Below are 15565 nucleotides of genomic sequence, written 5' to 3'. Positions count from 1 at the left end.
TAATTTGTAATATGAGAAACATTACGTTATATCCGAGCGGTATCATGAGATTCCCAAAAGATTTCAGGAGAAGAATATATGACAGAAAGAAAAGCAATCAAAGCAAAGAAGCAAGCCATACGCCGTGCGCGACTTAAAAAAGCAGGCACTGTCGCTGCAATGTTGCCACTTGTAATGTCCAAAGGTGCACCTGTAGCTACACTCATCCGGGGCCGACATGATGAAGAAGTGCCCGGTATCGAACAAGTTGTCGAAATGCCTGAGCAGGAAATCGCAGACGTTGTCTTGCCAGAAACACCTGCTGAAGCAATGTATGAAGAAGCAAAAGAAGCTGAGGTGTTAGAAGAACTGGAGATACAGGAAATTACCGAAACTCCAGCTACTTTTGAAGCGCCACAAAAATTTGAGGCACCGCGTTTTTCTGAAGGGGGATTGACTCAGTTTGAGGCCAGTGATGCTTATGTGGGGATTGTGCCTCTGAACATGCCATGGAATGACTGGGGAAACAGGGACAATTGGCCTCTTGGAACAATCTACAGCGTACAGTGGGTAGAGAAAGACGAAGTTCGGATTGAATTTTCAAGAAATTTTCCTGAAGTAGATGATCCAAGTAAAACTTTTAATATTGGAGTGGGTCAATTTAAGGATATAGAATTTAAAATAGGAGTGGGAGATGAACTTTCTGAAATCATGTTAGCTGGAGATTATACTCATGATGGAGGAGATAGGAGTTTTCTTACTTTACGAGGAGTAAATCCTGAGACATATGGCCAGATAAGTGTTTATGGCCGGAACACAGGAAAGAGTGAGGAGTCCATTCGCCTTATTGGTGGGCAGCTCCGCCCAAACCCTTTCTTCCCCATAGTTTTCGCAAAGGAAGATATTCGTTTGGGTCGAGTAACTGACAAGTTTGTCGGTGATGACGTTCCGGTTGATTATGTTATCAAATGGCCACACTTGGACTTGGGTGATTTAGGATTTACGGGGAATTTTTATTTTAGGGATAAAATAGCAGCTATTGTTTTTGACAGTACTGACTATGTTGGGCCAGCACAAATTAACTATGGAGCAGTTGATTGGGAAAGTATAGCTGCTGACTTGGTGCTGGAACTTACCCAGCAAAGACAACTTGTAGATATGCAATATGAGGTAGACATTGCTGCCTTGGAATCCGCCTTCACGGGCACAGGTCTTTTCTACGAGGCACAAGTTCATGAAAACGTTCCTGTAGCGCTTCAAAATATCCAGATTAATCGAGGTTTAGTCCCTGAACGTCCTTTTGATGGTACACGGACCGTCCAGAATATTTCTCGGCATATCTCTCTGGACTTTGAGATTGAGATGGCGAATGGCCACCGACTTCCGAAGGTTGAGAAATTCGAAGTACAACTTCCTAAGGAAATCTTACGTCATAATCGCGCGGGCTTGTCTGCTTCCTTTGTTCATATCGAGGGGCATAATCACTCTCCAGCCGTTCATGCAGCCGTGCGTGAAGCAGCCCAAGATTTGCCACAAACACTCAGTGAGGAACTTCTCTCTGAGCTGACGCAGATTATCCTGACACAGTCCGCACAAGCCAATGGACTTTATGACGGGACAATCACTCTGGCGACCACTGGTTTTACCCCAACGATTATCGATGATCTTCAAGCAGTGCCAGATAAGACCTTTGATAATACCAAGCTTGTCGTGGATGGTCAAGAAGAATATACCTTTGAGTTTGCCATCAAGGGACCAAATTCTGCCGGTGTAGGAGAAGTACGCTTTGCTACCGCCACCTTGGTTATTGGCCGTCATGATTTGAAATTTGCTAACTCCCACGTAGGGCGTCACAAGATTGTGGTGTAACCCTATGTTTATAAGAGCTTAGACATTACGGCTGGGATAGAGGATCTTTTTAGCACAGAAGACCTACCAGCTTTCTTGGCGGACTACCGTGTACAAATTGAGAAGGCAATCCAGACTTTAGCGGAGCAAGGCGGACTTTTCGTTGATACAAATATTAACCAGAAGGAAGTCAGTTGGACAGTAGGTCACGTTGATAGTAGGGAATATGATGGTACGACCGCTGTGACAGGCATTGTAGCGCCTGAGTTGACAGGCTTTGTTGAGGGGGATAGCAATACTATCGCATGGGATTTTGGCGACTTGGAAAATCGTCTACAGTTTGCCAGCAGTCTGCCTGGAGAGTGGTGGATTGAAGGTTTTGACTTTAATGATTCCATGCTGAATCGTCGTGACCAGATTTCAGGTGCTAACCTGCCCAACTATAAGATTAGCAACTCTCCTGAATTTGCGCGAGCTACTATCAACCCTTTGACTTTAGAAGTTGAAGATATTGGACGTCTTATCTTTGACCGTGGCGAAATTAGCCGTCAATATAACGCTACAAATATCTATGATTATAGTTCTCTCACACCGCTTATTATTGAAAAAATCGAGGGGCTAGCTGAGAATAACCGCTACCGCTTTGTCTTCTATGATGCCTTTGATGAGCTTTATTTTGACAGCCGCCACGTGACGGATGGATTTGTTCCAGTGCGTGTCACGTCCGACTTTGGTTTACAACGTCTCGGGGTGCAAAACTCAGTTGAATCGCCTGTCCAGCTGTCACCAGAATTACGTGAGTACTTGCGTGATAAGCTTTTCTATGGCGAGATTACACCACGTCAAGTTTTCTGGGGCTTGGGCCAAGTGGGGGACAAGGATTACGATGGAAAGGTTTCAGCTACTATCAAAGGTGAAGTGCAACTTCTTCCAGCTCCCGAAGCTACAGGAGATTTCGGAATTGCTGACATAGATAAAGAAGGAGCCCAGCGTGTAATACTGCAAACAGGTTCAGCTGAATTTTCATCTGAAAATGTTGCCTTTGATACCGACGATAATGTTACTGGCCAGTCTGTCCGTACCCTTGGTGACTGGTTTATCGATGGCGGTTTATATGCGTCTAACTATGAGCTGGTCGCGCGACCGCTAGAAGGAGAAGAAATAGGAACTGTCGACTTTGACTTGCCCAACCAGCTTTTTGGCCAGTCTGCCTTCGCAATGCCAGAATTCTTTATAGCAGAGCGTATGCAGCCCGCTTTCGCTGATGCGGTGATTCATCCGCTAGACGTTCAGTTTACGGGTCTGGCATTAGCGGACCCAAGCGTAAGCCATAGCTATACGGGCAGGAAAATTGAGCCAGAGATGATTCTTCCAAGTCTAAGCACGATAGATAACACCAAACAAGCCTTATTAGTCCAAGAGTTAGAGGAGGGTAGAGTAAATGATGTTATAGGTGGACTTATACACAAGAATAACACGCAGAGAGGTACAGCAAGAACCGCTTTAGATGACATCTGGGACATTACAGGCGACGGGGCAAGCAACTACATTCTGCTCAAGGCAGATGAACTTGAGTGGGAGATAGTTGCTGGCAAAGTAACCGCTTGGGATCCTGAGCAAATAGCTGGCGCTCAAGCAGGCTTGGCAACAAGACTCTTTGATAATACGAGGTATTTCTCAGAAGACGATATCATTAGGCGTCCGCGCTTGAATACCGTAGACTTGGATATTAGCAATTGGGATCTGTCCTTTAACTCTCCTCATGTGCTTGGGGCAAAGTATCTGACCATTGGAAATCCTGAATTGGTTCGTGCGCAGTTAAACGACTTACTCGGACCAAACCAAGTACTTGCTGATAATTTTGATTTCACTAGCCTTTTTGCAGGGGAAATCACACCACGTATTCTACGCTGGGAAAATGGACGCATACCTTCACGACGGTATAATGGTACAGTTGACATCATAGGGGAGATTACTCTACCAACCTTTTTTGGATACTCTTGAATTTGAAAGTGAACTTCCAGGACTTTATACATTTGACTGGTATATAGAGATTGGTTTGAGACATGAGTTTAGCGATTCGATATATGAAGGAAATTATAGGGTGCAAAAGCTTCTTCCGACTCAAGCATCAATCCTCCCATATGATATAGGGACGATAACATCAGTGAATTCAAATTTTACTATCGACGGACGAGAATATAATGGCACGAACGATATCATACATAATGGATGGGTAGCCGATATTTTTCTTGACGATGGCACTGAACTTGAAATTCCTTACCTTGCAAAAAATCTTCACTTTAAGCAGGTACATGCGGGTACTAATGAACTTGATTTAAACGAAATTCTCTTTGATGAGGTATATGAATATTACTTTAAAAATATTGGTAAAGTTCAGGAATATATTATGAACGATATTTTAGCCTATCGAGAAGCCTACATCACTCCACGCCGTATCCAATGGACAGAAGGTCAAGTGTTTGATAAGGAGTGGGATGGCACTCCTGAGGTACACCGCGTTCGAACTATGCCAGACTTAGCACGTGCAGGATCAAGACTTGAAGAAGTTATTGTTGCACGGGACAGAGCGGCGATTAGGGTAGAAGAAGGCTGGGCGCAGTCTTAAATCCTCAGATACATGCAGGCGCCATTACACCTTTGTGGATTGGTGAAAAGGGAACGGATAATCCAGAGGAGCGAGATATCTCTGAACTTTGGACAGATGTCATAGATGTGACACGTCAGTATGATGGTACTACAGAAGTTTATCAAGGGACGAAGTCAGATGCTGATTTTAAGGACTTCCTTACTCTTCTCTCTGAAATCATCATTGTCACTTTTGATGAGGCAGATGATGTGAAAGTTTCGCTCACAGCAGCAACGGTGAACTTCGATGAGCGTCATGTACCTGACCAAAACGAGGAGAGAAGCATTGTCATAGAAGGTTTGGCAAATCATGAAGATAATCTTAATGTTAGACTGACTGACGCAGCCCTTGATTGGATAGAAAGTCGCCTTTTTGAGGGAAGCATTGATCCGAGAGTTTTACAGGCTGGGCAAGGTATATTTATGCCTCGCGCCTATACTGGAAATTCCTACTATTTGCCAAACTTTGAAAATGATGACTGGAATTTAGTCACTCTCCCTCCGCTGGTTGGACGGACTAATTTCCATGCGGAAGACCGACCAGTCTTGGTACCACAAAGCAGAGCGGAATGGCATGAGGCACCTCGTCCGCAGTTGCTTGAGCGCGATATTGATCCTGCAAGCTGGACAGACCCTAAAAATTCTGGTCAGTATGTCATTTCAGGACTAGATTGGTGGATTGCAGGCAGTATTTATGACCAACGTAATTTCGCTGTCGAGAATCAGCCTACTTTCTTGATTACTATTGGTGAGAAAGATATCGAAAACTGGGACGAGCTGATTCAGATGGGATTGGCGAACCCTGGTCATGTCGAAAAGGTTTATGACCGTACAGTAAGCATTATCGGTGTAGATGATATTCAGATTAGTGCGCCACAGCTGACTGTGACAGAAACTTCGCAGACCATAGAGGTCGATATCGAGGAATGGCTTCTTCAATTTGCCCAAGCAAATGTAGGTGACAACATAGCCGTTAATCTTATCAGTGTGGAAGCAGAAGAGATTATTCAGCAGTTACAAGACTACATTGATGAAGTTTTTGGGTCTGGACTTATTCGCTTAACTTCAGAATTTGATATTCATTCTCTCTTCACAGGTCGAATCACAGCTAGAGAATTAACGATTAGTACAGGGAGCTTGGGAAGCCATACTTTTACAGGCAATGCACTTAGTTTTTCAGATTTTGGCTTAGAATATTTACATAATCAAGGACGTCCAGAGCTAGAAGGCATCATTGCAGGGGATGAGGTCTTGCTTCCAGATGCTGGAGTTAATCAGGCGACTTGGCCAGATGATGCCATAAATGTTGGACTTTATGACAACGTTGAAGGACAAGGTTGGACTATTCTGGAAGGTGAGCAAGCAGCAAACTATAAACTACTTGCAGAACCGCTCTTGAGCTTTGAAATTACACCAGCCCAACTTCAAAATTGGGAGGATTTGGAACAATGGGCGATTCTTGAAAGCAAAGGAGGCGTAAGTAAGGAATATGACGGTCAAGTCGAAATTGATTTGAACAAACACGTGATTGCACCCAGCTATCGAGATAATGATGGTATACTTCAAGAACTGGATATTAGCCTTTGGGGATTATCCTTCGCTCAGGCAGATGTAGGTTCCGAGTTGCTTATTGGTAATACAGAAGTCGCTCTTGCAAGTCTGGAAGCTCTTCTGACGGAGGACAACTTGGTCTTAGCAGAAAACTTTAATCTTAGCTCCATCTTTGAAGCAGTAATTGAGCCACGTCTAGTGGCTTGGAGTCAGGGACAGGTTGCAGATAAAGTTTATGACCGTAACAGGTCAGCTCAGTTTAAGGATTCAGAGCATCCCAAGCTTATCTATGCTGGTTCATCAGCAGGGGAGCAAGTTGCTCTAGTGGAGGTTGACAAGCCTTATGTGACTTGGAATGAAGGCCTCATTGAATTTGAATCGGCAGAGATAGGGGCAAACAAGATAGTATCGATTATGCCCGACCAATGGTGGACAATCTTGGATAGTAGTCCTCAAGGCACTTGGAGCTTGAACTACCGTTTGGTGGATGAAGATGGGGAAGAACTGGATTTACAGGCAGTGGAACCAATTATTCAGCCAACTTTAAGTCGTGCAGCCATTACGCCGATTGTACTTGGCACTGGAGAAGATGAACCCATAATTATCCCTTTACCAGATGAGGAAAATCATGGGGAGGATGTAGAGGTGGAAACACCGATAAGGAACCTTCAAACTTGGACAAGTATGCAAACAATTGATCTGAGCCGTGAGTATGATGGAACTGAAATTATCCTTAGTTCATTTTATCTTGACCACTTATCAAGTAGTTTGCTCTATCTTTGGTCTGAAACAGAAAGCCAAGCCCTTATGCTTGAAGTCGATGATGTTCATTTTGCTCATCGTCATACGGAAGTGGCTCAAACTAACACTATTCTTGTGGAAAATCTAAGGTTAGCGAATAACCAAGACTTTATTCTGACGGATAAGGCGCTGGAATATCTGACACAACATCTTTTTAGTGGAGAAATTACGCCACGACAGATTCATTGGAATCAACTTCAAGTAGAGGATAAGTATTATGACCGAACTCGTACAGCAGTCATAGTCAATGATGAAATCGAACTCATAGGACGAAATGATGGACGAGCTGGTATCTTGACGATTGACCAAGAAGAAGTCATTGTAAATAAAGGGGGCGCAAGCTTTGTCGACTTTAATGTCCACCGTGATACACAAGGGCAGGTTATTGCCCAAGCAGTTCAAGCCATTGGCGACTGGTCTATTCAGGGAGATATGGCTGGGAACTATGAGATTGTTGCTGCCACAGGACCACAAGCATTTGCATTACCAAGATTTAGCGCATTAGAACCAGAATTTGAGCCAGCCGTAATACGTCCACGTCCGATTCAATTTAATGGACAGATTGAGATGCGAAAGGTCTTTGACCGTACAGCAGATTTTAACGGTAATTTAGCAGAACACCACATTTATGTTTCTTTAGACAATGGACCACATAACTTTACTGCCGTGATTGAAGGTGTTGATCCTGATGATCCGAATTTGGCAATCATGCATATTGGAGCTGAAGATGGCACACCAAATGAAGTTTTACATGATGATGTGGCAAAATCTCTGTCCAACTTCATTGGTCAGCAAACGGTTAATGGACTGCCCGATGCAAATGCCAATATTCAATCGCAATATACCGCTGGTCTCCTCGAACATAATATTGAATTTGGCTTAAGAGGTGCAGAAAGTGGCAACTATCAACTCGTTGGAGAGCTGCCAAATATTGTGACAAGGATTAGTCAGGCGCCTGGTCCGGATTTAAGTTTAGCAGTAGAAAGTAGAGGAGAGACTGCGATACGTGTTCAACCTGCAAATATTCTGCAAGATAATACACCAGCACCACCAGAAATGAGCGTGTTACGTGAAGCAGATAATGACTTCACGATTGTTTATACAATTAGCGATTCGCCCGATATGAGTAGAATTGAAAGTTACAGCGAAAATCCAGAAATCTGGCAAGAAGGACGTGACTTTGAAGGTTTGGAAGCAGATACAACTTACTATATCTTTGCTCAATCTATTGAGACACGGAATCACTACCAAGGCCCTATCACAGAAGCTTTAAGTGTTAGAACGTCAGTACCTACTCTATCTCGGGAAAGAATTCCTGCACTTGGTGATTCCGCAATAGCTATAGGAACTTTAGGTTTAACTTTAAGTGCTAGTGCCATATATCTGGCTAAAAAACGATGTAAGCGAAGCACAGACGGTGGAAAAAGAAGAAAGTAGATTTACTATATAAAAGCATCATTGTTCTTTTTGGTAAGTGTATTTTAAGGTTTTCAGTTAATTAAAAGGAAACCCAAAGAAAAAATAAAGATTATTTTCTAAAAAATCAAAAAACTTACTCAAAAGGACTTGACAAAAGATAAAGAAAATCCTAAAATGGTCATTAGAGACAAGTCTTTAACCAATTCTTTCCAAGAGAGCGAGTGTGTGGTGCGAACTCGTATTGTGATTGCTAAAGATACCACTCTGATAATTCTTTCTGAGAACAGAAAGCGTGGCTGACACGTTACGTCAAAGATGAGATATTTTTGAAGCTTTTTATGCTGAAAAAATTAAGAAGGTGGTAACACGCAGATCGCGTCCTTTAGAGGGAGTTGATCTGCGTTTTTTTATTTCCTCAGTGCTCATCCCCAAAACTAAAATATGTTAACAAAAAAATTGGAGGCTTATATGATTAAAATCACTTTCCCAGATGGTGCTGTCAAAGAATTTGAGGCAGGCATCTCAACACTTGAAATTGCGAAATCAATCTCACCTGGTTTGGCTAAAAAAGCCTTGGCTGGTAAAGTCAACGGCAAACTTATTGACGTGACCCGTCCAATCAAAGAAGATGCAACTTTTGAAATTGTAACACCGGATCATGAAGATGCTTTTGGTTTACTTCGTCACTCTGCAGCTCACTTATTTGCTCAAGCAGCACGTCGTCATTTTCCAAATATTCACCTTGGTGTAGGTCCAGCTATTGAAAATGGTTTCTACTACGATACTGATAATGAAGAAGGACAAATTTCAAACGATGATTTGGAAAAAATCGAAGCAGAAATGCGTCGTATCTCAAAAGAAAATTTCCCTTCAATTCGTAAAGAAGTAAGCAAAGAAGAAGCGAAAGAAATCTTTGCTGGTGATCCTTATAAGCTTGAGCTTATCGAAGAACACAATGAAGATGAAGGCGGCTTGACAATCTATAGTCAAGGCGAATACACAGATCTTTGCCGTGGCCCACATGTGCCATCAACTGGCTTTATTAAATTCTTCAAATTGCTTAATGTGGCAGGAGCTTACTGGCGTGGAAATAGTGATAATGCAATGATGCAACGTGTTTACGGTACTGCTTGGTTTAATAAAGAAGACCTCGAAGAAAACTTGAGAATGCGTGAAGAAGCGAAAGAACGTGATCACCGTAAGCTCGGTCGAGAGTTAGATCTCTTCTTCAATGAAGCTTCTTTGGGAGCAGGTACAGCTTACTGGCTTCCAGATGGAGCAACTATTCGCCGTACAATCCAACGTTTCGTAGAAGACCGTGAAATCGCTGCAGGCTACTTGCACGTTAACACACCAAACTTGATGAACTTGGATATTTATAAACAATCAGGTCACTGGCAACATTATCATGAAGACATGTTCCCACCAATGGATATGGGTGATGGCGAGCAAATGGAGCTTCGTCCAATGAACTGCCCATCGCACATTGCTATCTATAAACACCACGTACACAGCTACCGCGAATTACCTATCCGTATCGCTGAGTTCGGTACAATGCACCGTTATGAAAAATCAGGCGCACTTTCAGGTCTTCAACGTGTACGTGTGATGCAACTAAATGATGGTCACACATTTGTGACACCTGATCAAATCCAAGAAGAATTTGGAAAAATTCTTGAATTGATTATGGAAATGTACCGTGATTTTGGTATCGACGATTACAGCTTCCGTTTGTCATATCGTGACCCGGAAGACACAGAAAAATATTTCCCAGACGATGCAATGTGGGAAAAATCACAACGTATGCTTAAAGCAACCATGGATGATATGAATCTTGACTACGTTGAAGCTGAAGGCGAAGCAGCCTTCTATGGACCAAAATTGGACATCCAAGTTAAGACAGCTTTAGGTAATGAAGAAACACTTTCAACTATCCAGCTGGACTTCCTTAACCCTGAAAACTTTGACATCACATATGTTGGTGCAGATGGTGAAAAACACCGTCCAGTTATGATTCACCGCGGTGTAATTTCAACTTTGGAACGCTTTACAGCTTACTTGATTGAACTTTATAAAGGTGCGTTCCCAACTTGGTTGGCACCTACTCAAGCAATCATCATTCCTGTAAACAACGAAATTCATGCCGATTACGCATGGGAAATCAAAAAACGTCTCCAAGAAAAAGGATTGCGTATCGTTGTTGATGAATCAAATGAAAAAATGGGTTATAAAATCCGTCAAGCCCAAACACGTAAAGTTCCTTATCAAATCGTTGTGGGTGATCAAGAAATGGCAGATGGCACTGTAAACATTCGCCGTTATGGTTCAACAGATACTGAAGTTATTAGCTTGGATCAATTTATCGAAAATATTCAAGAAGACGTAGCTAACTACAGCCGTACTAAATAATAAAAAGAGAGGGAACTCTCTTTTTATTTGTCATTACCATATGTTTTATTTTCTAAAAAAACCAGAATACAAGCGCATTCACGACTTATAACTAGAAAAATAGTTCACAAAATGCTATACTAAGACAGTAATAGAAAATATTCGGAGGAATTTGAAATGGCAATCGTTTCAGCAGAAAAATTCGTACAAGCCGCTCGTGACAATGGTTACGCTATCGGTGGTTTCAACACAAACAACCTTGAATGGACTCAAGCTATCTTGCGCGCAGCAGAAGCTAAAAAGACTCCAGTACTTATCCAAACTTCAATGGGTGCTGCTAAATACATGGGTGGTTACAAAATGTGTAAACTCCTCATTGAAACTCTTGTAGAATCAATGGGAATCACTGTACCAGTAGCTATTCACCTTGACCACGGTCACTTTGATGACGCTTTGGAATGTATCGAAGTTGGTTACTCTTCATTGATGTTTGACGGTTCACACCTTCCAATCGAAGAAAACCTTAAACTTGCTGAAGAAGTTATCACAAAAGCTCACGCTAAAGGTATCTCAGTTGAGTGTGAAGTTGGTTCTATCGGTGGTGAAGAAGACGGTATCGTCGGTGAAGGCGAACTTGCTCCTATCGAAGATGCAGTAGCAATGGCTAAACTTGGTGTTGACTTCCTTGCGGCTGGTATCGGTAACATCCACGGTCCTTACCCAGAAAACTGGAAAGGTCTCCACATCGATCACTTGACTAAATTGAACGAAGCACTCGTTGAAGCTATGGGCAAAAATGTTCCTATCGTATTGCACGGTGGTTCAGGTATCCCTGACGATCAAATCCGCGAAGCAATCGCTAACGGTGTAGCTAAAATCAACGTAAACACAGAATGCCAACTTGCATTTGCAAAAGCAACTCGTGAATTCGTCGTTGAATTTAACGCTAACGAAGCTGAATACATGAAGAAAAAACTCTTCGACCCACGTAAATTCTTGAAACCTGGTTTCGACGCAATCACTGCATCAGTTGAAGAACGTATCGACGTTTTCGGTTCAGCAAACAAGGCGTAAGCCTTGTTCTGCGAAGCAATCTCTGATTGTGAGCAAACAAATATAGTTTTTGATTTGCGAAGCAATCTTTGATTGTGAGCAAACCAAGATTAATCAGTTTTTTGAAATATGATTAAAAGAACGCTTGTCGCTTTTGGCAAGCTTTTTTTGTGTGAACTTAGGAGTAGGAAGTAAGTGAAGTCAGATTGAGTCAAAAATTTGAAAGAAAATGTTAAACTTAAAGAAGAGCAAAGAACATACGATTTGCAGGATAAATCTGATACTTAGATCGATGAAGCTCAGACAATAAATAGTGAAGAAATGAGGGGGAGAGATGATAGGAATAAAAAAACGTAAGAATATAGAAGTTTCAAAAGAAATGAACGGACAAATACCTCAAACGGTAAAAAAATCTATAAGTAGTGATAAAGCTTCTAAGGTTCATAGAACAATTCACGGAGCCTCAATCACTGCTGCGGGCGTAGGCGCTCTACCGATACCTATTGCGGATGCTTTAATTTTAGTACCTATTCAGTTAAAGATGCTGAAAAATATTTATAATATTTATGACGTGAAGTTTAGTGATAAATTTGTCGTAAACTTTATAAGGGTGACATTGATTCCGTACATCGGAAGATCATTGGCTACTTTGATTCCAGGTGTAGGTAGTGTGGTCAATGCTTCGATAGCTGCGGTAATCACTGAAGCGATTGGCTGGAGTGCAGCTGCTTCATTAGAAAAAGGGATCGATATCACGAAAGATACTGAAAAATTCGAAGGAATACTGACAGATACACTTAAAACTTTAATTCAACAAAAAAAATAAAAACTGCTAGGTATTAGCAGTTTTTTTTATTTTAAAATTTATCCTTGACAAGATTTTGATAATACAGTATACTAATATAAAAGCGGTTTCATAAAAAACGGATAGTGATTATTAAGTTAAGCTAGACCTTATCGTACTCTATTTTTGTCATAGGGGCGATAGGGTCTATTTTTGTGAAATGAGGGGTGAATTGTGGAAATCAGAAAAATCCTAAACAATAATGTGGTCATAGCAATTAATAGCAGAAATGAAGAAATCATCCTTATGGGGCTTGGTATTGGTTTCAAGAAAAGAATAGGTCAAGCAGTTGGGGTTGATAAAATCGAAAAGATTTTTGGTTTAAAAGCCAGTTCAGATATACAGAGTTTTTCGGAGATTTTAAACGAAATTCCGAGTGCTATCATTGAGCTTTCGATGGTGACTTTATCCGAGGTTAAAGTTAAGTTTGATAAGGAAGTTTCAGATACAACACTTGTTGCTTTTGCGGACCATCTTCATGCAGCGCTTCTGCGTACTGAAGAAAACATCTCGGTGAAGAATTTTCTGCTCTGGGATATTAAACGTTTCTTTCCAGAAGAGTTCAAAATCTGTTTGAAAGCATTGGAAAAGGTCAAAGAACAATTTGGTGTAGAACTGCCAGAAGATGAAGCAGGTTTTCTGACGATGCATATCGTTAACGGTACACTTGGTACTGGTCATGAGTACGCGATGCAGCTGACCAAGCTTATGGAAGAAATTTTAACGACATTAAAGTATACTTTGAAAATCACCTTTGATGAACAAGATATTTACTTCCAACGCTTCATTACACATTTAAAATTCTTTACTGAGCAGATTTTAGCAGGTAGTGCTAGAGTAGAAGAAACCGACAAGGAACTTTTTGCTCTTATTGTGCGCAAATATCCCAATGCTTATCTTGGCACACGTAAAGTGAGCGAATTTTTAAATCAAACAAGGGATTATGAAGTCTCTGAAAGCGAACAGATTTACATGACTGTGCATTTGGCACGTATCTTGGAGAAAATCCAATAAAACTAAACTTTGGTAACAAATGGATCGTGACATTAAGTTGGCGAGACCTCTAAAAATATATTATATTATGGAGGTTTGTGATGGGCAAATATGAAGCTCTTGCAAAAGACATTGTAGCAAATGTGGGAGGGAAAGAAAACATCCTCTCATTGACAAATTGTATTACGCGACTACGTTTTAAGTTGAAAGACGAAAGTCTCGCGAATACAGAAGTACTGAAGAAGATGAATGGTGTTGTCACTGTCATGCAAGCTGGGGGACAGTACCAAGTTGTCATTGGGAACCATGTTCCTGATGTCCGCGCTGACGTAGATAATGTTATCGGTAAGCTAGAGATGGATTCTTCTCAGACGAAAGCTAAGGGAAATATTTTCGATAAGTTTGTCGAAATGATTTCAGGAATTTTCCAGCCTATTTTAGCACCCTTAGCGGCAGCAGGTATGATTAAAGGGTTGAACGCGATTTTATCCTTTGCATTGGGTGCAAGCTTCCAGGCTTCATCAACCTATGCTGTCCTTAATTCTATGGGCGATGGACTTTTCTTGTTCTTACCAATTTTTATCGGCTATACAGCGATGAAAAAATTTAACGGTTCGCCATTTGTCGGGATGCTGATTGCCGCAGCCTTGGTTTATCCTGGATTTGTGGATGGTTCAGTCACAAAAACTTTCGCTGAGAGTGGAGGGCTAAACTTCTTTGGCATTCCATTTTCAGTGCCAGCAGCAGGTTATGGTTCATCAGTTATGCCTATTATCGCTATTACAGCTTTTGCGGCCTTTCTTGAACAACAGCTCAAGAAAATTATCCCTGACGTGGTGAAACTTTTTCTAGCACCTTTCTTTACAGCTTTGATTGCAATTCCTTTAGGTTTTCTCATTATTGGGCCAGTCATGAACATTGCTTCTGATGCTTTAGGGAAAGGACTTCTCGCCTTACAAGGATTCAGTCCAATTATCTTTGGACTTGTGTTAGGCTTTACGTGGCAAATTTTGGTTATGTTTGGCTTGCACTGGGCAATTGTGCCTTTTGCCATCATTTCTTTAGCACAAGGTGAACCAACTGCATTACTTATTGCAGCATCAGGTGCTTCATTTGCTCAGACTGGTGCAGTGGGAGCAGTAATGGTGAAAACAAAAGATAAACGATTACGTGAGTTAGCAATCCCTGCTTTCATTTCAGGATGGTTTGGCGTAACAGAGCCAGCAATCTACGGGATAACACTTCCAAAGAAACGTCCTTTCTGGGCTTCATGTGTGGTAAGTGGTATTATTGGTGCATTTGCTATGGGAATGGGTATTAAAGGATACACAATGGGCGGCTTAGGTGTCTTTAGTTTCACAACAAATATCAGTTTAGATGGTGATATTTCGGGAGCAGTTAAGATGATTATTTTAGCAATCATTGCTGTAATCGCAGGTTTTGCCTTGACATGGATTCTTGGTTTTGAAGATGAAAACTCAGAGGAAGAACAACCAAAAGAAGCAAAAAATAATCAAACTCGTGTATCACAAGCAGTAGGTGAAGAACATATTACGACTCCTTTAGAAGGTAAAGTTCTTCCATTATCTGAAGCCAATGATGCAGCTTTTGCTGCAGGTGTGATGGGCAAAGGAGCAGTAATTGAGCCAACACTTGGTGAAGTTTATGCCCCATTTGATGGACAAGTGATGACTGTTTTCCCTACAAAACACGCTATTGGTTTAATTTCAGAGCAAGGAACAGAACTCCTTATACATGTTGGTATTGATACCGTGCAGCTAGAAGGAAAATATTTTGAATCCTTTGTTTCACAGGGACAAAAGATTCAAAAAGGCGATTTATTGTTGAAGTTTGATATGGAAGCTATTGAAGCTGCAGGTTTCAGTACACAAGTGCCGATTATTATAACTAATAGCAGTGATTTTGCAGATATTGTAATCACTGACAAGACAGTTATTCATAAAGCAGAAGAGTTATTAACTGGTCTTGTAAAAACAGCTGATGGTTTGGTCGTTCAGCCGGTATAAAAAAGGAGAGAGA

The 15565-nt window shown here is 41.4% G+C and carries 9 protein-coding genes; all 9 read left to right on the top strand.

Annotated elements, in window-relative coordinates; all coding sequences use genetic code 11:
• Nucleotides 1–78 precede the first annotated feature (78 nt).
• Nucleotides 79–1848, top strand: a complete 1770-nt coding sequence (locus tag P3G65_RS09400) for a hypothetical protein (protein ID WP_019292183.1) — start codon at nt 79–81, stop codon at nt 1846–1848.
• Nucleotides 1849–1923: 75 nt separating this feature from the next.
• Nucleotides 1924–3831: a hypothetical protein gene (locus tag P3G65_RS09395; protein ID WP_019292182.1), complete on the top strand. Its 1908-nt coding sequence runs from the start codon at nt 1924–1926 to the stop codon at nt 3829–3831.
• Complete coding sequence (locus P3G65_RS09390) at nt 3818–4456, top strand: hypothetical protein (RefSeq protein ID WP_017370536.1); 639 nt, start codon at nt 3818–3820, stop codon at nt 4454–4456. Before P3G65_RS09395 ends, P3G65_RS09390 begins: the two co-directional genes overlap by 14 nt.
• Before the next feature lie 32 nt (nt 4457–4488).
• Complete coding sequence (locus P3G65_RS09385) at nt 4489–8265, top strand: hypothetical protein (protein ID WP_017370537.1); 3777 nt, start codon at nt 4489–4491, stop codon at nt 8263–8265.
• A 450-nt stretch (nt 8266–8715) separates the two neighbouring features.
• Nucleotides 8716–10656 carry a threonine--tRNA ligase gene (gene thrS, locus P3G65_RS09380; protein WP_017369132.1) on the top strand — a complete coding sequence of 647 codons (1941 nt, stop codon included), beginning with the start codon at nt 8716–8718 and terminating at the stop codon, nt 10654–10656.
• 156 nt (nt 10657–10812) lie between these two features.
• The gene (locus P3G65_RS09375) at nt 10813–11709 is read left to right on the top strand and encodes a class II fructose-bisphosphate aldolase (protein ID WP_017370538.1); all 897 of its coding nucleotides are present in this window, start codon (nt 10813–10815) and stop codon (nt 11707–11709) included.
• Between the two features lie 313 nt (nt 11710–12022).
• Entirely contained in the window at nt 12023–12514 is a 492-nt protein-coding gene (locus P3G65_RS09370) for a YcjF family protein (protein ID WP_019292181.1), read from the top strand.
• A 192-nt stretch (nt 12515–12706) separates the two neighbouring features.
• Nucleotides 12707–13546: a PRD domain-containing protein gene (locus tag P3G65_RS09365; protein WP_284071168.1), complete on the top strand. Its 840-nt coding sequence runs from the start codon at nt 12707–12709 to the stop codon at nt 13544–13546.
• An 80-nt stretch (nt 13547–13626) separates the two neighbouring features.
• Nucleotides 13627–15552, top strand: coding sequence for a beta-glucoside-specific PTS transporter subunit IIABC (locus P3G65_RS09360; protein ID WP_017370541.1), 1926 nt, complete (start codon nt 13627–13629; stop codon nt 15550–15552).
• The last annotated feature ends 13 nt before the right edge of the window (nt 15553–15565 follow it).

Source organism: Lactococcus sp. bn62 (assembly GCF_029492705.2).
Taxonomy (GTDB): Bacteria; Bacillota; Bacilli; order Lactobacillales; family Streptococcaceae; genus Lactococcus; species Lactococcus petauri.
The sequence above is the reverse complement of the archived record's forward strand: the minus strand, read 5'-3'. Positions and strand labels throughout refer to the sequence as shown.